The following is a 20,889-nucleotide window of genomic DNA, read 5'->3' on the forward strand; positions in this document are numbered from 1 at the left end:
GTGAACTCCTATTATTGGGTAGCGACGTTTTGACGAGCGGTTTTTCTCCACCCTATGTCTGAAGAGGAATACAGCGTGATAATTTTCGGCTGTTCACTACGGAGCAGAATTTTTCCGAGCTGGCGCCGAATCTCTCCTTCGCTCAGAGCGTTGTCTTGACAATAGACATCCAGCGTGAATTCCACTCCGTTGGTCTCGGCGGCGTCGTTATGTACCCAGGCTTCCGCATGAGAAACTCCCGCAATGGTTTCGGCTATTTCACTGATCGATTTCAAACACACTTTTTCGCCGCGGCTCATGACATAGGTTGGATTACGCTGTTTAAAGAAAAGATAACCGTCCTCATCAATGGTGAAACGATCGCCGGTATGGATGATGCGACGCTCTCCATTGCGTGGTGTATCCATCCCTTCATCCAGACTGCGGATTCGTCGAATCATGCCGGTATAGGTTTCAACGATAAGTTCGCCATCCTTGTCTTCAGGGTTGTCCTTGCCTAGGTAAACGTTAACTTCAGGGAAAGGCTTACCGACGGACGCATATTTATCAGGCGATGCGCGATGCGCAGCCAGTGTTGCAACTCGGGGGCCAGCCTGAGTCAAACCATAGGTGAGATACAGTTCGAGCCCAGGATTACGAGATAGAATCGCTTCAACTGAGCTGGCTGAAAGAGCGTCTCCACCGATGGTCAGACGTCGTAGCGGAGCTGGAAGCTGTTCGGAACCGGATTGTAGCCAGGCATTAACCATTGTCGGCGTAATGGATGACTGGGTAATTTGATAGGTTTCAATCGTTCGCTCGTAGTTGCCCGGCGTGAACGGGGGGCCGGCAATAATAGCCGTATTTCCTAGCGCAAAAGAGGAGAGTAGTTGTGCGACGAAAGCATAGGAGTAGTACATCGGTAGGTTGATCAATATCCGATCTTCCGTACGCTGTTCAACGGCTTGCGCATGATTTCTCGCATTACGAAATAAATCATTGATATGAAATAAGCAGCCGCTGAAGATTCCGGACGTTCCTGATGTGAGAAGAATGATCTCCCCCGGCTGATAACTGTGTTCACGGGATATATCCACGCGAATCAACTGACCCGATTGCGGCAGAGGCTGCACAGGTTGTGCTTGCGCCAGCCCTGGGGGAAGGTGTAATGCGATCAGGTTTCTGGCGCCAACTACCTGCGCGATACGATAAATACGAGACGCTGGTGCAGAAGACGGTAGTAGAACGGGAACCGCGCCAATGGTCAGCAGAGCAAAAATGATTACAGCGAATTGCACGCTATTCGGAATTGCTACCATTACGGGATTGCCGGGTTCAATCCCTTGTTCACGAAGATGTTTTACCAAATCGACGAAAATAAACGATGGTGCATCATGCGGATTGGCATCGACCTGAATAAGCCCATCCAGAAAGTGCTGAGCAGAACTGGGCGTGATTGTGGGTTGGGACGTCATTGGTGTTCCCCTCCGCTCTGAGTGACGACAATACTGCGAATGTGGTGGCCTGATTCGTCGACACGATGATCGGTAATAATGACGTGAGTTGCCGACCCCTCATCCAGCCAGAGTTGCGCTAATGCTGTGGCATAGGGCTGCATGTTGTCCGGTGGCATACTCCATACGATACTCGGACCACTAAATCGTAGAAATTGCGATGGAAGTCCGATGATCATCCCAGGACACGCACCGGAAAAACGCAGTGGTGAAAGGTGTCCTGAGGAAAGTGTTTCTGAGATATCGTGTATGGTCTTGAGCGTACATTGGTCGCTAATCGCGATATGCCCCACAGAAGAACAAGCCGATGTGATGACATCTCGATACTCGTTGATAGCCTGCTCAACGGCTTCAAGAACAAGCCATGACAAAGGGTCCGCATAAAGCGATGCTTTTTGTGCAGGTTTGTACGTACATAAATCAGGCGTACTTGCTATCCCATGACCCAGTATGTTGAGTGATTTCATGGTTAAGGTTTCGACATTGGTCATCGTGCTGCGCTCCCTGCACTTTGGAAAACCAGACAGGTGTTAAATCCGCCAAATCCAAGCGTTATGCTCAGCCCGGCTGTTGCCGTGCAGGGCATGCTTTTTTGATTGGCGATAGGTAAATTGGAGGGTGTTATGGGATCGTACAATCCATGAATGGGGGGAAGCCGTTGTGTTTTTAATGCCTGTAGCACTGCAATGGCTTCAATGGCTCCCGTTGCGCCAAGTGTATGCCCAAATGCACCTTTTGTTGCGAATAATGTCGGCAGGTGTGGTAAGGGTGAAAAAAAAGCTGAATAAGCTTTTGCCTCTACACTGTCGTTAACCTGTGTTCCTGTACCATGAGCGTTTATAATGGAAATATCTTCCGGTTTTAAGCCTGCGCTATTCAGCGCTCGTTCTACGGTAAGCATCACATTTTGCCCTGATAAATCGGGCGAAACTGCACTGGCGGCGTCGTTTGCGGAGCCCGCTCCTGCAAGGATTCCATAAGGCTTAGCACCACGACGTTTAGCATGTTCTTCGGATTCAAGTATCAGAAATGCAGCGCCTTCGCCGAGTACAGTGCCGTTGTGGCTGACATCGAACGCACGTAAACCATCGGTAGACATTGTGCCTAGCCGTGAATGGCTGAGTCGTTTCCCCAGAGTCAGTACATCGGCCCCCCCGCATACACATATTTCGGTAAGACCCGCCTTGATAAAGCTCAGTCCCGTTAAAATTGCATCGGAGCCAGCTGAACAGGCTGTACTTACTGTGATAGGAGGCTTAACACAACCGACTGCTTTGACCGCTTGTGTTGACCATTCCGATAACGACAAAGTATCGGCTGAGTCTAAATGATGACCGTAGCTGGTTCCTAAAACTGGGAGAATATCTGGGTCATCCTCAGGAATAGAAGCATCCTCAAGTGCCTTGCGTAAGGTTTTTACCGTTAATGTATGTTGACGTCTTGCCCCCTCCCATTCTAAGGGGATATCTGGTATGGGGGCAGCAAGGTTACTGCGTAGCGATAATGCCGAGTCCAGTTCGGTTATACCAGAGATACCCTCTAGCAGGTATTGCCAGACCGTGGGTATTTCATCACCTAACGCTGTAGACCAAGCCATACCTGTAACCCAAACAGGGGAGTGATGATTTACCATAACTGCTCTCCTAGCGTGGATATATTCTCGCGCACTAGTGAGCCTTTTAGCATTCCGACCGTTTGACCGGAGACTTCTGCTTTACAGGAAAAGGTCAGGAATTTATCTCGCAAACTTTCGCAATTGAGATTAAAAATAATTTGATCTCCGGGCACAACTACTCGTGTAAATCGAGATTTGATTGAGCCCACTAGCGTGATTTCATCATCAGCTAGTGGTGATGTTGAAAGCTGAAATAAAATAATTGCCGATTGTGATATGGCCTGCACCATATGGCTTGCAGGAAAAATAGCGCGTTCGGGAAAATGGCCAGCGATAGCATCTGTCTGACCCGAAACAGCCATAAGTGTTTTAATATATTTCCCTGGCTCGTAATCAAGAACTCGATCGAGGTAAACCATAGGATGCCTGTGTCTTAGCCATCCTTTAAGCTCCGTAAATCCCATTAAACGTGGCTGACGGTCATCTTTATCTTGGGATTGAACATTCATTGGTTTTCTCCCTGGTTATTTGATTTTAGGATTAGCTCTGAAATCAATTTCGTGAGCGTTTGAATTGAGTCGAAATATTGAGGAGTAAAGTATTCATCTTCAATTTTGATATTAAAGGCATATTCACACTGGGCTCGTAGTTCACTAAACCCTAAGGAATCTAGACCAAGACCATCGCGCATATTGATGTCTGTTTCAATTTCTGAACGAGGGATGCCAATAAATAGATCATCGATTAGGATTCCGATAATGATATTTTCTATGTTTTTCAAGGTTATGATTCCTTTAGGTTGATAAGAGTTTTTAATGCACTAGATGCCATTAGTGTTATCTATTCATGGTTTGTGAATAGATTTCATAAATTCTTTGATGTTTACTGTTTTCTTTTAACATCAAAAACCATTTCTGCCTGATTCTTTAATGAATGGTATTCATTTGATAGTTTCCTACGGCTGATTTTTCCCGTTGTGTTGACTGGTATTTCTTTAATGAAAATGTATTCGGATGGATGTTTGTAATGAGCAAGGTTATCGGATAAGTAGGATGCTATTTTTTCTGCATTAAGTGAGTGGTCTTTTTTGGGGGTAATTAATGCGATAATACGTTCGCCAGCGAAGTTATCTGGGACGCTAAACACTACTGAGGCGGCGATGTCTTCGTGTTGAACAAGGGCATGCTCAATTTCTATTGGGTATACTGGATAGCCCTCTATTTTTATTTGATCTTTTTCTCTCCCAAGAAAAATCAAGTTGCTATTATTTTCCTGTCGAACAAGGTCACCGGTAGCGATCCATCGATCAGAGGGAAATAGCTCAATATCATGTCCATTCCAAATTCCTATGGTTTTCGCCGGAGAGCGAATGAAAAGTTCTCCATTACTTGATTGAGTATTCTTTATTTGAATTTCTACGCCGGGTAGGGGCCAACCAATAGAGGGTTCGTTTGTAGCATAGATATCGTGATGGTATATTACTGGTCCCCCTAGTTCTGTTTGACCATAAGAGCTTTGAAGATGAGAACCAAAACACTCAAAAAATTTCTGGCTTAATTCTGTTGCGCAGGAATCTCCTCCCGCGACACAAACTGTTTCACTAAGATCGAGTGAATTTTTTTTATTCTCTTCTTTTTTAATGATTTTATTAAAGTTTGAAGGTGTTCCTGCAATCCATGCTGGCTTTGTTTCTTTTAATGTTTCTGTAATGTTTTCTATGTCGACTTCTGAAAGTAATAGTACTGGATACCCTTTGTGAAGAGCTGAAAAAGTAATAAGTATACTCCATGGGCTAATGAGATCGACTAAGCTAAGAATAGCTAGTTTATCGACATCTGATTTGGTGGGTTTGGGGTTTATAGTTGCTTTTGTTAAATTTATTGCATCAATTAGCGTTTTTTGTGAATAAACAATCCCTTTGGGATGCCCTGTCGTCCCAGATGTATAAAATATAGATGCAATTTCGTTCGTGTAAGTATTATCTTCTGCATCATCAAAAGGTTGTGATATGATGTCTTCCCAATCAGATGTATTATTTTTTTTGTCTTCACTTTTGAGGCCTACAACCCATTTTTTTTCCAGGATTGTGCATGATTCAATTTCTTTTTTTGCCTCATAGAATCTTTTTTTGTCACCGATGTATGCACAGGATGAGCTATGTTGAATTAGATTTTTTACTTCTTTAGTTGACAGTTTTAGGCTGAGAGGGACAAAGATAGCTCCAATTTTTAGGCAGGCATAATATGTGGCTACAAGTTCAAAGCAGTTTCCCATGTGGATTGAAACTCGGTCTCCTTTTTTTATATTAGCATTCTTCAATCCTGCAGCTATTCCTTGGATTAGAAGAAGTAAATCATAAAAAGATATATTGTTATCAATTGACTTTAATGCTGTTTCCTTTGAATGCAAAAGAGCGTGCTTTCTAAAAGATGAAAAGATATCCATAGTTGCTCCCATTGTTCCATATAAAACTTAATAAAAGTAAGCTAAGTAATTGGGGGGCGATATTTGTGAACTAACATTCAATTTTTATAGATGATACTCATCGGATTAAAAAATGGAAAATAGTCATTGTTATTATTATTTTTTCTCATGATTTATTTTATGGTTTTTTGAGATTATTCTCATAGTTAATGGATCTGAAGTGAGAGATAGCTAATGCGCGTTTATTGGGATGTTTTATATAATGGAGATGAATAAATGGACTGGACTAAGATTCCCCCTCTTTACGCATTAAAAGCTTTTGAATCAGCAGCCAAGCATCAATCCTTCACTTTGGCCGCAAGTGAGTTATTTATTTCACAAAGTGCCATTAGTAAGCATATAAATACTATAGAGATTTTTTTTGAAAGAAAGCTTTTCTATCGTAATGGACCAAAGGTTTTTTTAACTAAAGAAGGTGAGTCTTTTGCTACCGAGCTTAGTCATGCATTCGAAATACTAAGCAAGGCATGCGAAAACATTCACCGTGCTGGAACAGTATTAACTATAAGCAGTCCATATACTTTCTCTATACGCCAGTTCATTCCTGTTTTAAGGAAATACAAAAATCAAGATGGCTTCCCAATAGTCACTGTCGAAACTATAAATGATGAATGTTCTTACCCCCCAGCCAATTCAAAGCATCATGACGCAACAGTAAAATATGGAAATGGTAAGTTTTCTAATGAATGGGATTGTACTTTGCTTTCACCAGAATGTTTAATTGTAGTGGTTTCTCCAAAATTGTTACATCTTTTTGAAAAAGATAATAGAATCCTAATTGATCTTGTCTATGTTAAATCAAGAGAATTAGACTGGTCTTTTTGGTGTGAAGAAGCAAGGTTGAAAGAGCGGTTTCAAGTTATCAATAAGTATGAGTTTGAGTCGATGGATTCAGCTATCAATGCTGTTATAAAAGGATTGGGGATAGCAGTTGTTGATATTGGTATGGTTTATGATGAGTTAATGGATGGTGTTTTGTTAACACCATTTAAATGTGCTTTTTATTCAGGTAAAGGATATTATTTCTTAAGGCAGGTTGATTGTGTTAATAATTATTCTTCCTTGCTAGATTCCGTGAAGTTAGATTTATCTAGTAGAAGGCTTTCTGAGTTGTGTTTTAATGATGGATGTACTGTGAGTAACCATAATTGTCGATTGATGGCGACAGAGGATATTAATAAATAGCCTTGCGTAATCGCGATAAACTTACCACAAGTGGCACTCCGTCAAAACTGAGTTCGCTTGATGGTGGCGTGGTTTAGGTTAATGATATTTTCTATCGAAAAATTATTTATCTGATAAAAATAATCTTTTTTTATTTTTTTAAATTTGGTTAGCAGTTGAATATTTTATCTCTAAAAATTTCCAAAATGAGGAATTAGTTTTTCATGGCGAAAATACGCACTTTCCCGCACTGTGCCAGCAGTATTTTTCACCATGGAGTACAGGCATGGCTTACTCAGATACGCCAGAACAATCGGCTGTCATCAACTGGAAAGGGCGGCATCTGGTCGTTAATGCTTTTACTGGAACGGGTAAAACGACAACACTGGTTCGCTACGCACAGGCCAACCCGGATCAAAGGATGCTCTACCTTGCGTATAATCGAGCCGTTCGTGACGAAGCTGAACGTAAATTTCCCTTCAACGGCGAATGTAAGACCTCTCATCAGCTGGCATGGATGAAATTTGGCAAGCATCTAAAACCGAGATTAACACCCAATCTGCGTGTAAGTAGACCGCTAAACCGAACCATTCACTTTTAGAGATCTTCCGACATACTGAGCATGTTCCCTGAGGAGATCGTCATGCGTAAAGCCCGATTCACTGAACACCAGATCATTGCCGTTTTGAAGTCTGTCGAAGCTGGACGTACCGTCAAGGATGTCTGCCGCGAAGCCGGCATTTCCGAAGCCAGCTATTACAACTGGAAAGCGAGGTTTGGCGGTATGGAAGCCTCTGATATCAAAAAGATGAAAGATCTGGAGGACGAAAATCGTCGTCTCAAACAGATGTTTGCCGATCTGAGTCTTGAGTGTCGTGCTCTGAAAGATGTCATCGAAAAAAAGCTTTAAAACCAGCGATAAAGCGTGAGCTCGTCAGTTACCTGACCGCGCAGTTTACGATGAGCATACGCCAGGCATGCAGGACGTTATCGCTGAGCAGGACGGTGTATTTTTATCAGCCGGACACCTGTCGTGATGAACCGGTGATCCAGGCTCTGTCGGAGGTGGCTGAACGCTACCCCCGTTACGGCTTCAAGAAGCTGTTTCAGGTGCTGCGCAGGCAAGGCAATGCCTGGAATCATAAACGCGTTCACAGGATTTACTGCCTGCTTAAACTGAATTTTCGTCGTAAGGGAAAGCAACGTCTGCCGGTGCGCAATCCTACTCCGTTGGCGACGCCGGAAGCACTTAACCAGAGCCGGTCGATAGATTTTATGCATGATGCGCTGGTCTGCGGCAGACGCTTTCGGACCTTCAATGTAGTAGATGATTTTAACCGCGAGGCTCTCGCAATAGAAATCGATCTGAATATCCCAGCGCAGCGGATGGTCAGAGTACTGGACAGGATCGTGGCAAACCGTGGTTATCCGCTGAAACTGCGGATGGACAATGGCCCGGAGCTAATCTCGCTGACGTTGGCGCAGTGGGCTGAAGAGCATGGCGTGGTGCTGGAATTTATTAAACCGGGAAAACCCACGCAGAATGCCTTTATCGAACGTTTTAACCGAACGTACCGGACAGAAATACTGGATTTTTACCTGTTCAGAACACTGAATGAAGCGAGGGAAATCACAGAGCGCTGGCTGACGGAATACAACAGCGAACGGCCTCATGAATCCCTGAATAACCTGACGCCGGAAGAATACCGGCTGATGACCGAGGAACCGGAAATCTCAAAAAGTGTGTGGAACTAAAAGCGGTCTACTTACACGACCACCATTGCATCATTTCGATTCTGGCCTCCAGATGCTCCGCCTTATGCACATACGCCGCCCGCACGCCGTTGCGCTCTTTGTGGCTCATCTGCCGCTCAATGGCATCCTTTGACCAGCGTCCGGACTCGTTCAGGGCGCTACAGGCCATGGTTCTGAAACCATGCCCACAGACTTCGGTTTTGGTGTCATAGCCAATCACGCGCAACTCCTTGTTGATGGTGTTCTCACTCATCGGCTTGTTCAGGGTATGTGCGCCGGGAAAAACGAAGACCGATTCGCCAGAAATCGCCTGAATCTGTTTCAGCAGGGTGACCGCCTGCCGTGACAGCGGCACCAGATGTTCATCCTTCATCTTGGCGCCACGCTCTGAGAACCGCACGCCGTCTACCGCTTCGCGCTGGGCGGGCACGCTCCAGATATGCGCTTTCAGATTGAATTCATCCCAGCGGGCAAACCGCAGTTCACTGGAGCGCAGGAAAACATGCAGATTCAGCTCCAGCGCCAGACGGGTGAGCATCCGGCCTTTGTAGTTCTCCATCTTCGCCAGCAGTTCAGGCAGGCGTTTCAGCGGCAGAGCGGGGTGATGTTGGGTCACAACCGGGGTCACGACGCCGTCCAAATCGTAAGCCGGATTGTATTTGATGATGCCCTGCTGGACGGCGTGGCGCATGATTTTAGTCAGATGCTGGCGCACCCGTCCGGCGACGTCATGCACGCCTTTATCGTCAATCGCCTTAACCAACTGCGCCAGATGGCGGGTTTCAACCTGTGCGATATCCATCGCGCCAATCGCGGGGAAAACGTAGCGTTTCAGGCAGGTGAGAATTTTATCGGCGTGCGCGTCCGACCAGAGTTTCAGGCTGCTGGTGTGCCACGCCTGAGCGACATACTGAAAGGTGCGGGATTCATCAACGGCGGGCTTGTTCGATTTACGAAGTTGAGAAGGGCTGATATCGGACGCCAATAGCTTACGCGCTGCATCGCGCTTTTCGCGGGCTTCTGCCAGTGTAGTTTGAGGGTAGGGTCCAAAGGCCTGACGGTTTTCTTTACCGCCGAAGCGATAGCGGAAATACCATAGCTTAGCGCCGCTGGGGGATACCGTGAGGTACAGGCCTTGCGAGTCTGTGAGCTTATAAGATTTTGCGAGAGGTTTCGCGGATCGGACTTTGCTGTCAGTTAACATATGAGGGTCACTCCCGTTCATCGAACTGAATGACCCGCAATCTGACCCACAAATTCCCCGATACGAAGGGATAAATCAAAACGCATCGGAAAAGATTTTCACGCCAACTTATTGAATCGCAACAATATAGGGATTGATAAGGAAGCATAAAAAAGGAAAGGTGGTGCCCGGACTCGGAATCGAACCAAGGACACGAGGATTTTCAATCCTCTGCTCTACCGACTGAGCTATCCGGGCAACGGGGCGCATTAAACCGTATTGGCCGCGTGGCGTCAACGGGTTTCTGTCACAAAGCGGAGCGCCTGCGCTATTTTCAGGCAATTGTATTATTTGCTAGCCAGTTTCTGGCGATCCTTTCAGCACGCTTAGCGTGTTAACGTTTCTTCCTAATGCGTGCAGCATGTTTCGTTGCACTTTTTACCGCGTTGAGTCGGGCTGGATTGTTGAATTTGATGGAGAATAATGCCACTATTGCGCTGTTTTTTAACGTCTCGTTCACCTGAACGCCCCTTTAAGCGTAGTTAGCGTTAGTTAAAGAGGATCGCCGATATGTCAGATTCATTGCTCATGGTGCAGCACGCTCGCGCCAGTTCGTTGATGACGTCACTGCGTGTATCTTCTTATCACCCCTGCGCGGTTTACTTTTCTCCCCGTCGATTATCCCCCTTCACCATGCGGTGAGGCGTTCGTTCGCTCACTGTTAGGCATGAGTAAAAATAGAGTACGCCTCTGCTTTTACTGATGTCTATCGGATGGTGCTGGCTCCAGTTTTTCCATTCTTAGCCTACAGTTTACCTGTAGGGATCATGCGCTTGTCGTTATTGATTGGCATTGTGATTGGTCGGGATTGTTATCCCTGAACGGTGTCTTCCAGGCACGTACACTTACCTTTAACCGTTTGGGTTTGGTTACATGAAACAGTTAAAAATTGCGGCGAATGCAGCGGTTGCCACCCGTTTAATCACAACGCGCGAGATTGTCGCGTTGAGCCAGACTGACTTCACGGATGTGGCGGCGGTCGTGGTTTCTATTGAGGAAGCCCGTAGCGGCATTCTGTCGATATTGCAGCACTCCGGTTTTAGCATTCCGGCGTTTGTCGAAGAGCCTGATGAAGATAAAGAGTTAGATGCTCTGCCTGCTGGCAGCGAATGGCTGATTCTCGATGACGAAGGTGAGCACGCGAACGTGCTGGAACGTGCAGCGAAAGCCTATCAGGATGCGCTACTGCCGCCGTTTTTCGATACGCTGACCAAGTACGTTAACATGAAAAACACGACGTTTGCCTGCCCGGGGCATCAGGGCGGTCAGTTCTTCCGCAAGCACCCGGCGGGGCGTCAGTTTTTTGAATTTTACGGTGAGAACGTTTTTCGTTCGGACATCTGTAACGCTGACGTCAAGCTGGGCGATTTGCTGATCCATGAAGGCGCGGCGAAGAAGGCGCAAAAGCACGCTGCGCGCGTGTTTAACGCCGATAAAACCTATTTCGTGTTGAATGGTACCTCTTCTGCGAACAAAGTGGTGACGAACGCGCTGCTGGCGCGCGGCGATCTGGTGCTGTTTGATCGTAACAACCATAAATCTAACCATCACGGTGCGCTGATTCAGGCGGGCGCGACGCCGGTCTATCTGGAAACTGTACGTAATCCGTTCGGCTTTATCGGTGGCATGGATGCGCACTGTTTTGATGAGGCCTACCTGCGCAAGCTGATTGCGGAAGTCGCGCCAGAACGCGCCAACGAGGCACGCCCGTTCCGTCTGGCCGTTATCCAGCTTGGCACTTATGACGGCACCATTTATAACGCGCGTCAGGTAGTCGATAGCATCGGGCACCTGTGTGACTACATTCTGTTTGACTCCGCCTGGGTCGGCTACGAGCAGTTTATCCCGATGATGGAGCAGTGTTCGCCATTGTTGCTGGATCTGAATGAAAACGATCCGGGGATTTTCGTCACTCAGTCGGTGCATAAGCAGCAGGCGGGCTTCTCCCAGACTTCGCAGATCCACAAAAAAGATACGCATATCAAAGGTCAGCGTCGTTTCTGCAACCATAAGCAACTGAATAACGCCTTTATGCTGCATGCTTCAACCAGCCCGTTCTATCCGCTGTTCGCCGCGCTAGACGTCAATGCCAAAATGCACGAAGGGGCAAGTGGGCGTCGGATGTGGATGGACTGCGTTAAGCTGGGCATTGAGGCACGTAAGCAGCTGTTGACGCGCTGTTCGCTCATCAAACCGTTCGTGCCTGCGACGGTGGGCGGTGTGCTCTGGCAGGATCACGATACGGAGACGATCGCGCGGGACGTGCGCTTCTTCAACTTTGAGCCGGGCGAGAAATGGCACGCGTTTGAAGGGTACGCGGAGGATCAGTATTTTATCGATCCTTGCAAGTTACTGCTGACGACGCCGGGTATTGATGCAATTAGCGGCGACTATACCGAATTTGGTATTCCGGCGACGATCCTCGCCAACTATCTGCGCGAGCACGGCATCATCCCTGAAAAATGTGACATGAACTCGATTCTGTTCCTGTTAACGCCAGCGGAAGATGCTGCCAAAATGCAGGAACTGGTGAATGCGCTGGTGCATTTTGAAACGCTGATCGCCCGTGATGCGCCGCTGAGTGAAGTGTTGCCCAGTTTGTATCAGAAATACAAAGAGCGTTATCGCGGCTACCGACTGCGTCGGCTGTGTCAGGAAATGCATGATTTTTACGCGCAGCACAACGTGAAAGATCTGCAAAAAGCGATGTTCCGCAAAACCGAGTTTCCGTCCGTGGTGATGTTGCCACAAGATGCTAATAGAGAATTCGTGCGCGGAAATATTGAACTGATTCCTATCGACGAAGCGGAAGGGCGTATCGCGGCAGAAGGCGCATTGCCGTATCCGCCGGGCGTGCTGTGTGTCGTGCCGGGTGAAACCTGGGGCGGGGCGGTACAGCGCTATTTTCTGGCGCTGGAAGCGGGAATTAACCTGCTGCCCGGCTTCTCCCCGGAATTGCAGGGTGTCTATAGCGTCGCGGAAGACGATGGCCGCAAGCGTCTGTACGGTTACGTAGTAGAACAGTAATTACGGAGCTAGGTAGACTAAGAAACGCAGGCTCGGAGCGAGCCTGCGTTTTTTCTGCCCTAAGATGTTAGTCTCTTAACGCAAATTAGATTCCTGCTGATTGGCGAGTTTCACCGCTTCACGCTGCTTTTTCAGCCCGCGCCAGCCGATCATCAACATGATTGCCAGCACTGGAACTGTCGCAATCGTCCAGGTGCCGTTCGGGTAATCAAACGCCATTAGTCCCAATACGCTCACCAGAAAAGCCAGCGTTAGCCATGATGTCACGGGCGCACCGGGCATTCTGAACGCTACCGGTTTGGTTTTCCCCTGGCGAATCGCTTTACGCAGCTGCATCTGACAGAGAATGATGAACGCCCAGGAGCAGATAATGCCGAGCGAGGCGATATTCAGGACGATCTCGAACACCTGCGATGGCACCACGTAGTTCAGCACCACGCCGATAATGTGGATGCCGACCGTGACCAAAATGCCGGTATAGGGTACGGACTGGCCGCTCATTTTTGACAGGAAAGCGGGCGCTGAGCCACCCAGCGACAGTGAGCGCAGAATGCGTCCCGTCGAGTACAGACCGGAGTTCAGGCTGGACAGCGCGGCGGACAGCACCACGATATTCATGATCGTCCCGATATAGGGAACGCCCAGCTTGCTGAAGAAGGTCACGAACGGGCTTTGTCCGGCCTGATAGGCGTTCCACGGCAGCAGGCAGACTAACAGCGCGACAGAACCGACGTAGAACAGGCCGATACGCCAGATGACGCTGTTGACCGCTTTCGGCAGCACCTGCTCTGGGTTTTTACATTCACCTGCCGTCGTCCCGATGATCTCGATACCAGCAAAGGCAAATATCACCCCTTGAACCAGCACCAGCGCAGGCAGAATACCGTGTGGGAACAGGCCGCCGTTGTCGGTAATCAGGTGCAGACCGGGCGTGTTGCCGTCCAGCGGGCTGCCCGTGCCGAGGTAGACCGTGCCGACCACCAGAAAAATGGTGATAGCCGCGACCTTAATCAGCGCAAACCAGAACTCCATTTCAGCAAACCACTTCACGCCGATCAGGTTCATCAGCGTGACGATGGACAGTGCACCCAGCGCGAACAGCCACTGTGGGACATCGGCAAAGGTGCCCCAGTAGTGCATGTAGAGTGCGACGGCGGTGATGTCGACAATCCCGGTCATTGCCCAGTTGAGGAAGTACATCCAGCCCGCCACGTAGGAGGCCTTTTCACCCAGAAACTCACGCGAGTACGACACGAAGCTACCGCTGGTGGGGCGATGGACAATCAATTCGCCCAGCGCGCGCAGGATGAAAAAAGAGAAGATCCCGCAAACCAGATAGACCAGTGCCAGGGCTGGGCCTGCCATTTGCAGACGAGCCCCCGCACCAAGAAACAGCCCAGTGCCGATGGAACCGCCAATTGCGATCATCTGCACATGGCGATTGCCGAGACTTTGGTGATAACCCTTTTCGTGTAGACGTTGCGCGGCGGCATGATGCTCGTCATGAGGAGAGGAATGTTGTGTCATTGATGTCGGTGTTTTCCTGTCTGTCACGCATCTCTTGGCGACGCGCTCGCTATTATTATTTCGAATTCAGTTGGTTATGTTTTCGCCTGTGACATTTTTATGTCGTACATCCCTGTACGCCACCCTTCGGGCCGTTGCTACGCAACGTTGAAAAACGCTCCCGGCGTTTTTTTATAGTGCGCTGAGTGCGGTTGGCCGCATGGCAGAAAACAACGGCAGCGATGCTACCTTTTCCTGTGTGCTGTGGCAAAAAATGGATAGAAGGAAAGTGTGTCAGAGCATGATGCGTGGGGGAACGCGGTGTGTCAGGTGGGGAACACCCTTCACCGCTCCGGTTAATCGATCAAGACCGGGACGGGATGAAAAGCAAGATGTGATGGGTTACACGCCGATATCTGCGCGCGTCGGACCTTGAAAATGGATGGCGTTGATATGGCAACTGCGCGGCTGGGTGAGCACGAAACGCATGGTTTCCCATATCGAGCGGGCGTTTAGCAGATGCTCGCCCATTTTTTCTCCGCTAGCGGGGCTGCCATCCAAGCCAGTGACCTCAAAATCTGGCGGATAAAATCCCGTCACGCGGATATTTTCCTGTGCGACATGATGCGCCAGACTCAGGCTAAAACCGCTCATGCCGTGCTTGGCGGCGAAGAACGCGGGGTGGGCGATAGAGTCGTGGAACTGTGGTACGCCGCAGACGGAAACCATCGCCAGAATATCGGCACCCTGTGAACGGCGTAAACTCGGCAATAGCGCTTTGGTGAGCAGGATAGAACCGGTCAGGCCAGAGTTGATGGTGCTGACGATATCCGCATCGGTGTCTTCTTCCCCCAATGCGCCTTCCAGCCATTGGGCGGCGCTGAGTACCAGAATATCGACGGGTGTGCTGTCTTCAAGCAGTTGTGCGGAAAAATTGCTGACCGAATCGGGATTGGCAATATCGCACTGATACGCACGCGCCGTGCCGCCTTCCTGATGAATGATGTCGATGCTGGCCTGTGCATCGGCCAGTTTACGGGCGCAAAGATCGACTTTCACGCCTTCGCGAGCCAGCCAGACGGAGACTGCTTGTCCAAAGTCGCGGCCACCGCCGGTGACAACCGCGCGTTTACCTTTCAGCATCATGTGTTCCCTTGGTAAAGAATGTGCTTCCGTTGCTGCGTATCCGGTGACAGGGCGGGAGGCAGCATGAATGCATTCGTTAGGTTTTCTGTGAATCGGCCTGCGCGGCGTCCTCTTCCGCCTGCCGTAAAATGGCTTTGGCAACCCACTGCGTAACATCCTGAATGCTGTCTTCTTCCAAATGCCAGATATCTTTCAGCACCAGAAAAACCTCGGAACCGTAAATGAGCGATAAGGCATAAATCACCCGCTGTTGTGCTTCCGGCGTGATTTTCCCTTCCAGCGGTTCGGTGGCAATCTTGAGCAGGCGTTTACGATTGCCGCGCGTCAGCGTATCTGTATGGAGGCGGTTGGAGCGGCGATCGGCCCATTGTTGAAGCGAAAGATGTAACGCTGCACGCAGCGCACCTTCATGCTCCAGCATTCTTGGGTAGGCAAAGTTCAGCAGTTCAGACACGCGTTCACTGGCATCCGGCTGTGTCGGATGCCACGCTAGAATCGGGCCAAGGCTTTCGCCAACAACTGCGGAGACTAATGCACTTTGCGTCGGAAAATAACGGTAGGCCGTCGCACGCGAAAGTTGAGCCGCAGCTGCAACATCCGTAATGGAAGGGAATATGCCTTGATCGAACATATTCATGGCGGTATCAATTAATAAACGACGGGTTTTCGCCCGTGTTGATGTCAGTTTTTCATCCCGTTCAATCACATAGACCTCATTGAATTTTCGGGCCGGACGCTCTCGGGCAGCACGGCGTTGTCGCCTGAACTATAGCAAATTGCGTGATTCTTGTGCCACGTCAAGCTTTCTTACTGTTAATGTAATGCCATACATAACATTTTGAGACTTTTGTCTCATTTGGGTATTTAATGATTTGTCTTTCTGATACTCAAGTCTCAATATGGCGATAAATTAATCTTATCTGTTTTTGTTTTCTTGTAATTACTATCTATATCAATCTGTTAATTGTTTCACTAACGGTGGGAGGGATACCAGATGGGAAGTGAGGTGGGCAGCGTTTATATTGCAAGTACCGCTGATACTAAAGGAAAAGAGCAGGTTTACGTCCGCGATCTGATTGCCGCGACAGGCTTGAAAACCGTCACGATCGATCTGTCAACGACACCGCCATCAACGGATTCACAGGTGTCACATGCGGCAGATATCAGTGCAGCAACGGTGGCATCTTACCATCCGCAGGGCGCATCGGCGGTGTTTTGCCATGACAGAGGGCAGGCGATTAGCGCCATGGCCGTTGCGTTTGAATACTTCATGCTATCCCGCGAGGATATTGCCGGGGTGCTCGGCCTTGGCGGCTCCGGCGGAACGGCACTGATTACGCCCGCGATGCAGGCGTTACCGATTGGTATGCCGAAACTGATGGTGTCGACGATGGCCTCCGGCGATATCTCCGGTTACATCGGTGCCAGCGATATCAGCATGATGTATTCCGTTACCGACGTGGCGGGCCTGAACCGCATTTCTCGTCAGGTTCTCGGCAACGCCGCGCACCAGATCGCCGGTGCCGTGAAGTTTCATATCCAGGAACATCATGACGATAAGCCCGCGATTGGCCTGACCATGTTTGGGGTTACGACGCCGTGCATTCAGGAAGCCAGTAAATTGCTGGAAGCGGAGTTTGATTGTCTGGTCTTTCACGCGACGGGCAGCGGTGGGAAAGCGATGGAAAAGCTGGTGGATAGCCATTTGCTCACTGGCGTGCTTGATCTCACCACGACGGAGGTGTGCGATTTACTGTTTGATGGCGTGCTGGCCTGCGGGCCGGAACGGTTTGATGCGATAGCCAAGACGCAGGTGCCTTATGTGGCGTCCTGTGGCGCGCTGGACATGGTGAATTTTGGCGCTCCCGCCAGTGTGCCGGAGAAATATGCGCATCGCCTGTTCTACAACCACAACGCACAGGTCACCCTGATGCGAACCACAATAGATGAAAATATTGCGATGGCGCACTGGATTGGGGAAAAGCTTAACCGCTGTGAAGGCGAAGTGCGTTTTCTGATCCCGGAAGGCGGCTTCTCCGCGCTGGATGCGCCTGATCAGGCATTCTGGCACCCAGAAGCACGCGAGGCGTTTATCGGCACGCTGGAGAGCGTCGTTCAGCAAACGGCAAGACGACAGATTATTCGTCTGCCTTTCCATATTAACGATCCTTTATTTGCCCAGGCCGCTGTCGATGCGTTTCGGGCGTTAGTGAAATAAGAAGGGAGAAGCATAATGTCAGGCATGAATCGCCAGGAACTGCTGGCAAAATTCCGCGAAATGATCGCGCGCCGCGAGCCGATTATCGGCGGTGGCGCGGGAACAGGGCTTTCCGCGAAATGTGAAGAAGCGGGCGGCATCGATCTGATCGTGATCTACAACTCCGGGCGCTATCGCATGGCAGGGAGAGGTTCGCTGGCTGGCCTATTGGCTTACGGCAACGCGAATGAGATCGTCGTGGATATGGCGAAAGAAGTGCTGCCGGTTGTGAAGCATACGCCTGTGCTGGCGGGCGTAAACGGGACCGATCCTTTCTGTCAGTTTGATAAATTTCTGGATGACCTGAAAGCGCTGGGGTTCTCTGGTGTGCAGAACTTCCCAACCGTTGGGCTGATTGACGGTAATTTCCGTGCCAACCTCGAAGAAACCGGGATGGGGTATGCGCTGGAAGTGGACATGATTCGTCTGGCGCACGAAAAAGACATGCTGACAACGCCTTATGTGTTCAGTGCGGCAGATGCGGTCGCGATGACGAAAGCGGGCGCGGACATCATTGTCCCGCACATGGGGTTAACCACTGGCGGCAATATTGGGGCGGAAACGGCGCTGAATCTTGCAGACTGTGTGCCGTTGATTAATCACTGGGCGGATGAGGCGAAGGCGATACGTAAGGATGTGATTGTACTGTGTCACGGCGGACCGATTTCAACACCGCAGGATGCCCAGTTCATTATGGATCACTGCCCGCAATGTGATGGTTTTTACGGTGCCAGCTCTATGGAGCGGCTGCCGACAGAAACCGCATTAACGGCTACTACACAGCAATTTAAAAAAATTAAGCGTTAATACACTTATTTGGTTCTATATCCGCTGATGTCCTAAAGCAGGAAGAAGGTGGGTAAATTTTGCGCCAATATCAGGGAATACGGCCAGCTTATGCTGGCCGCAGTTTTTTGGGAATCAGGGAGGTACTACATAGCGTTTTAGGTCGCGTGGGCAATAAAGTCATTGTTATAAATGCTATTTTTCACAGTGCGAAAACTTCGGAGAAATAGATATGACATGGCGTATCACGATAGGATTGATAACGAATTTACTACTCAGCTTTGCCGTTATGGCGGATATGGGGATTGGGTTTCAACAAATAACGCTGGCGGATGGAGCCAATAATAGGCCGCTAGACGTCGCCGTATTTTATCCGGTTTCGTCATCCTCACAGACCACGACCATTGGTGACAATGCCGTCTTTCCCGGCATAGTGGTAAGTAAAAATGCCGTGCCTGAATCTGGTGAGCATCCCTTGATTGTGGTTTCACACGGTTACGGTGGGAGTTGGTTTAATCAGCTCTGGCTGGCACAGGCGTTGGTGAAGCAAGGCTATATTGTTGCTGCACCTAATCACCCAGGAACGACCACTAAAGATATGCGGGTTGAGAAGGCTCAGGAATTATGGCTACGGCCCAACGATATTAGCCGCGTTATTACCGCTTTACTCGCTGCCCCAGAAAAAACGGGGCGTGTTGATGCGCAGCGTATTGCCGCAGTTGGTCATTCGCTGGGGGGATGGACGGTATTGGCGTTAGCGGGTGGGCGTTTTAGCACGCAGCAATTTGAGCGTGATTGTCTGACGCATGCTGCGCTGGCGTCCTGCAAGGCTTATGAAAAGATGCATATCGCAAAGAATGCGTCACTACTTGCGCAGCTTGATAAGCCATTGGCGGATCCGCGTGTCAGTGCGGTGGTCTCGCTGGATATGGGGCTAGCGCGAGGGTTTACTGCGGAGAGTCTCGCGGCAATCAACATTCCCGTTTTGATCGTTGCGGCTGGCTATCCCAATGAGGAACTGCCTGCCGAGCTGGAATCTCACGATTTGGCACAGAAGCTGTCACCAGCGTATTCAGCCTACAAGGAAATTGCCGATGCGACGCATTTTAGTTTCATGCAGCTTTGTAAGCCGGGTGCCATTGAGATCATTAATGCCGAGAATCCGGGAGATGGCATGATTTGTCTCGATGGCGGCGCACGTTCGCGTGAGCAGATTCAACAAGAGGTTGTGAAAGACGTTAGCGATTTTCTTCAGGCGGCGTGGCGGAAGCCGTAGCCTGTTCCCGAAGTGGGTGCTGACTACGCCAGACGCTCGGGCTCATCCCCGTGAGTCGCAAAAACTCGCGGTTGAAGTTTGATTTAGTCTGAAATCCGCTTTCCAGCATGATATCCGTGATTCGTGCATCCGTTTGGCTGAGGAGGCGTTTCGCCTCCTCGATACGGTATTCGTTCATCACCTGCGAGAAATTACGGCCGTGAACGCGATTAATGGTTTCGGACAGGCGTCTTAGCGGTATTCCCATGCGTCTGCTCAGGCGCTGAAGCGTCATGCTGGGGTCGGTGTATAACGCTTGAGTACGAATGAAGTCATCTAACGTTTTCGCCAACTGGTGTTCATCATCGGTAGCGGGTAGCGCTTCCGGCTTCTGGTCATGAGTAACGATAAGCTCAGCCTGTGGGTGTTGTGCAGAGTGCGTGACGATAAGCAGGGTCAAGATTGCCAGCATGATGATGTGGAATACGGTGATAATGGTCGCCGCGCTATTCCCGCTGTAGAACGCGATATCCAGCGCAATGACGATATCGATAGCGCCGGAGATAAGCACATACAGCCCGGCGATAAACGGCGCGCTTTTCCACAGGGGAGAGGGTGTTTGACGATGACGAGCGCTGTAAATCAGCATTGCCCCATAGCCGAAGTAAACACTCACCAGCATCAGATCGATAAGTGGCACGGTTGTTTGGCTCTGGACGGTACTTGCGCCAAGGATGAGTAAGGGCGGTAACAGATGCCGGAGAGAGCGTCGACGTCTGTGGTTTAAAGCATCAGATGTCTTTCCTCGATAGGGGAACAGGCAAAGCCATAACAGCGGCGGAATGGATGCGGCAATGGCGGGTTGGATAAATGAGGGGAAGGCAGCATGGCCGCCCCAGCGTAGCGCCACGACTGTCAGGGCAAGACAGCTGACGACGATGAGTATCGCCTCTGCTTTGGTATTACGCCTGTTAGTCGCTTGATTTTGAATATCCAGAAACTGGATGCGAAAAAACAAAATAACCAGCAGAAGTGCAGTAATAAACGGTAAGGGAATCGCGGTCATCGTGTTTATCAGAAGCGTTTTTTAGCAATCTATCCTGATGAAACCGCACTACCGGAGTAAACCCGGTAGTGCGGCGTTCTGTGGTGCGCGTG

At 49.4% G+C, this 20,889-nt stretch carries 17 protein-coding genes, 1 tRNA gene and 1 pseudogene; 7 read left to right on the forward strand and 12 right to left on the reverse strand.

The genetic code is table 11. The annotated features are described in order from the left end of the window. Nucleotides 1-11: 11 nt before the first annotated feature. The 6 genes from KKH3_RS03370 to KKH3_RS03395 form a co-directional block, all read right to left on the reverse strand. A complete protein-coding gene (locus tag KKH3_RS03370) occupies nucleotides 12-1,454 on the reverse strand; it encodes a class I adenylate-forming enzyme family protein (RefSeq protein ID WP_039355763.1) in 1,443 nt (480 codons plus the stop codon). Next, entirely contained in the window at nucleotides 1,451-1,984 is a 534-nt protein-coding gene (locus KKH3_RS03375) for a hypothetical protein (RefSeq protein WP_039355766.1), read from the reverse strand. Before KKH3_RS03375 ends, KKH3_RS03370 begins: the two co-directional genes overlap by 4 nt. Beyond that, nucleotides 1,981-3,126 carry a beta-ketoacyl-[acyl-carrier-protein] synthase family protein gene (locus tag KKH3_RS03380; protein WP_039355769.1) on the reverse strand — a complete coding sequence of 382 codons (1,146 nt, stop codon included), beginning with the start codon at nucleotides 3,124-3,126 and terminating at the stop codon, nucleotides 1,981-1,983. Before KKH3_RS03380 ends, KKH3_RS03375 begins: the two co-directional genes overlap by 4 nt. Beyond that, nucleotides 3,120-3,617 (reverse strand): 3-hydroxyacyl-ACP dehydratase FabZ family protein, encoded by a 498-nt coding sequence (locus KKH3_RS03385; protein ID WP_039355773.1) that lies wholly within the window; start codon nucleotides 3,615-3,617, stop codon nucleotides 3,120-3,122. The genes KKH3_RS03380 and KKH3_RS03385 overlap by 7 nt, the downstream gene beginning before the upstream one ends. After that, on the reverse strand, nucleotides 3,614-3,889 hold the full coding sequence (locus KKH3_RS03390; protein WP_039355776.1) for an acyl carrier protein: 276 nt from the start codon (nucleotides 3,887-3,889) through the stop codon (nucleotides 3,614-3,616). Before KKH3_RS03390 ends, KKH3_RS03385 begins: the two co-directional genes overlap by 4 nt. A 101-nt stretch (nucleotides 3,890-3,990) precedes the next feature. After that, nucleotides 3,991-5,553, reverse strand: a complete 1,563-nt coding sequence (locus tag KKH3_RS03395; RefSeq protein ID WP_039355778.1) for a class I adenylate-forming enzyme family protein — start codon at nucleotides 5,551-5,553, stop codon at nucleotides 3,991-3,993. A gap of 255 nt (nucleotides 5,554-5,808) precedes the next feature. On the opposite strand from KKH3_RS03395, the gene KKH3_RS03400 reads away from it, so the two are divergent. The 3 genes and pseudogenes from KKH3_RS03400 to KKH3_RS03415 all read left to right on the forward strand — a co-directional run bounded on the left by KKH3_RS03400 (nucleotide 5,809) and on the right by KKH3_RS03415 (nucleotide 8,511). After that, on the forward strand, nucleotides 5,809-6,777 hold the full coding sequence (locus tag KKH3_RS03400; protein ID WP_039355779.1) for a LysR family transcriptional regulator: 969 nt from the start codon (nucleotides 5,809-5,811) through the stop codon (nucleotides 6,775-6,777). Nucleotides 6,778-7,042: 265 nt separating this feature from the next. Beyond that, nucleotides 7,043-7,339: pseudogene (locus tag KKH3_RS03405) on the forward strand (DNA helicase); the annotation flags it as partial. Nucleotides 7,340-7,399: 60 nt separating this feature from the next. Further along, nucleotides 7,400-8,511 (forward strand): IS3 family transposase gene (locus KKH3_RS03415; RefSeq protein ID WP_181939645.1). Its coding sequence is split into 2 segments (ribosomal slippage): nucleotides 7,400-7,661 and nucleotides 7,661-8,511, totalling 1,113 coding nucleotides; the frame shifts between segments, so codons are not numbered across the junction. 7 nt (nucleotides 8,512-8,518) lie between these two features. Here KKH3_RS03415 and KKH3_RS03420 read toward each other — a convergent pair. Both KKH3_RS03420 and KKH3_RS03425 read right to left on the reverse strand, forming a co-directional pair. Then, nucleotides 8,519-9,715 carry a tyrosine-type recombinase/integrase gene (locus KKH3_RS03420; protein ID WP_052201287.1) on the reverse strand — a complete coding sequence of 399 codons (1,197 nt, stop codon included), beginning with the start codon at nucleotides 9,713-9,715 and terminating at the stop codon, nucleotides 8,519-8,521. Nucleotides 9,716-9,876: 161 nt separating this feature from the next. Beyond that, nucleotides 9,877-9,952 (reverse strand) — tRNA-Phe (locus KKH3_RS03425). 675 nt (nucleotides 9,953-10,627) lie between these two features. On the opposite strand from KKH3_RS03425, the gene KKH3_RS03430 reads away from it, so the two are divergent. Continuing rightward, nucleotides 10,628-12,781 carry an ornithine decarboxylase gene (locus KKH3_RS03430; RefSeq protein WP_039355789.1) on the forward strand — a complete coding sequence of 718 codons (2,154 nt, stop codon included), beginning with the start codon at nucleotides 10,628-10,630 and terminating at the stop codon, nucleotides 12,779-12,781. Nucleotides 12,782-12,856: 75 nt separating this feature from the next. On the opposite strand, the gene ansP is transcribed toward KKH3_RS03430, so the two are convergent. From ansP to KKH3_RS03445, 3 genes are all read right to left on the reverse strand, one after another. Continuing rightward, the gene (gene ansP / locus KKH3_RS03435) at nucleotides 12,857-14,308 is read right to left on the reverse strand and encodes an L-asparagine permease (protein WP_039355792.1); all 1,452 of its coding nucleotides are present in this window, start codon (nucleotides 14,306-14,308) and stop codon (nucleotides 12,857-12,859) included. A 381-nt stretch (nucleotides 14,309-14,689) separates the two neighbouring features. Continuing rightward, the gene (locus tag KKH3_RS03440) at nucleotides 14,690-15,430 is read right to left on the reverse strand and encodes an SDR family oxidoreductase (protein WP_039355795.1); all 741 of its coding nucleotides are present in this window, start codon (nucleotides 15,428-15,430) and stop codon (nucleotides 14,690-14,692) included. A gap of 79 nt (nucleotides 15,431-15,509) precedes the next feature. Continuing rightward, nucleotides 15,510-16,139 (reverse strand): TetR/AcrR family transcriptional regulator, encoded by a 630-nt coding sequence (locus KKH3_RS03445; RefSeq protein WP_039355798.1) that lies wholly within the window; start codon nucleotides 16,137-16,139, stop codon nucleotides 15,510-15,512. A gap of 288 nt (nucleotides 16,140-16,427) precedes the next feature. Between KKH3_RS03445 and KKH3_RS03450 the strand changes: the two genes are divergently transcribed. The 3 genes from KKH3_RS03450 to KKH3_RS03460 all read left to right on the forward strand — a co-directional run bounded on the left by KKH3_RS03450 (nucleotide 16,428) and on the right by KKH3_RS03460 (nucleotide 19,752). Further along, nucleotides 16,428-17,651 (forward strand): Tm-1-like ATP-binding domain-containing protein, encoded by a 1,224-nt coding sequence (locus KKH3_RS03450; RefSeq protein ID WP_039355801.1) that lies wholly within the window; start codon nucleotides 16,428-16,430, stop codon nucleotides 17,649-17,651. Between the two features lie 15 nt (nucleotides 17,652-17,666). After that, entirely contained in the window at nucleotides 17,667-18,497 is an 831-nt protein-coding gene (locus KKH3_RS03455; protein WP_039355804.1) for a phosphoenolpyruvate hydrolase family protein, read from the forward strand. Between the two features lie 211 nt (nucleotides 18,498-18,708). Then, the gene (locus KKH3_RS03460) at nucleotides 18,709-19,752 is read left to right on the forward strand and encodes an alpha/beta hydrolase family protein (protein ID WP_039355807.1); all 1,044 of its coding nucleotides are present in this window, start codon (nucleotides 18,709-18,711) and stop codon (nucleotides 19,750-19,752) included. Here the strand turns inward: KKH3_RS03460 and KKH3_RS03465 are convergent. Then, on the reverse strand, nucleotides 19,715-20,797 hold the full coding sequence (locus KKH3_RS03465; protein ID WP_039355810.1) for a helix-turn-helix domain-containing protein: 1,083 nt from the start codon (nucleotides 20,795-20,797) through the stop codon (nucleotides 19,715-19,717). The two genes, KKH3_RS03460 and KKH3_RS03465, sit on opposite strands and share 38 nt — an antisense overlap. Nucleotides 20,798-20,889: the final 92 nt, after the last annotated feature.

The organism is Pectobacterium actinidiae (assembly GCF_000803315.1).
GTDB lineage: Bacteria > Pseudomonadota > Gammaproteobacteria > Enterobacterales > Enterobacteriaceae > Pectobacterium > Pectobacterium actinidiae.

Coding starts and splice junctions, on each gene's coding strand:
- KKH3_RS03370 (WP_039355763.1), bottom strand. CDS start 1,454: ATGACGTCCCAACCCACAATCACGCCCAGTTCTGCTCAGCACTTTCTG.
- KKH3_RS03375 (WP_039355766.1), bottom strand. CDS start 1,984: ATGACCAATGTCGAAACCTTAACCATGAAATCACTCAACATACTGGGT.
- KKH3_RS03380 (WP_039355769.1), bottom strand. CDS start 3,126: ATGGTAAATCATCACTCCCCTGTTTGGGTTACAGGTATGGCTTGGTCT.
- KKH3_RS03385 (WP_039355773.1), bottom strand. CDS start 3,617: ATGAATGTTCAATCCCAAGATAAAGATGACCGTCAGCCACGTTTAATG.
- KKH3_RS03395 (WP_039355778.1), bottom strand. CDS start 5,553: ATGGATATCTTTTCATCTTTTAGAAAGCACGCTCTTTTGCATTCAAAG.
- KKH3_RS03400 (WP_039355779.1), top strand. CDS start 5,809: ATGGACTGGACTAAGATTCCCCCTCTTTACGCATTAAAAGCTTTTGAA.
- KKH3_RS03420 (WP_052201287.1), bottom strand. CDS start 9,715: ATGTTAACTGACAGCAAAGTCCGATCCGCGAAACCTCTCGCAAAATCT.
- KKH3_RS03430 (WP_039355789.1), top strand. CDS start 10,628: ATGAAACAGTTAAAAATTGCGGCGAATGCAGCGGTTGCCACCCGTTTA.
- ansP (WP_039355792.1), bottom strand. CDS start 14,308: ATGACACAACATTCCTCTCCTCATGACGAGCATCATGCCGCCGCGCAA.
- KKH3_RS03440 (WP_039355795.1), bottom strand. CDS start 15,430: ATGCTGAAAGGTAAACGCGCGGTTGTCACCGGCGGTGGCCGCGACTTT.
- KKH3_RS03450 (WP_039355801.1), top strand. CDS start 16,428: ATGGGAAGTGAGGTGGGCAGCGTTTATATTGCAAGTACCGCTGATACT.
- KKH3_RS03455 (WP_039355804.1), top strand. CDS start 17,667: ATGTCAGGCATGAATCGCCAGGAACTGCTGGCAAAATTCCGCGAAATG.
- KKH3_RS03460 (WP_039355807.1), top strand. CDS start 18,709: ATGACATGGCGTATCACGATAGGATTGATAACGAATTTACTACTCAGC.
- KKH3_RS03465 (WP_039355810.1), bottom strand. CDS start 20,797: ATGACCGCGATTCCCTTACCGTTTATTACTGCACTTCTGCTGGTTATT.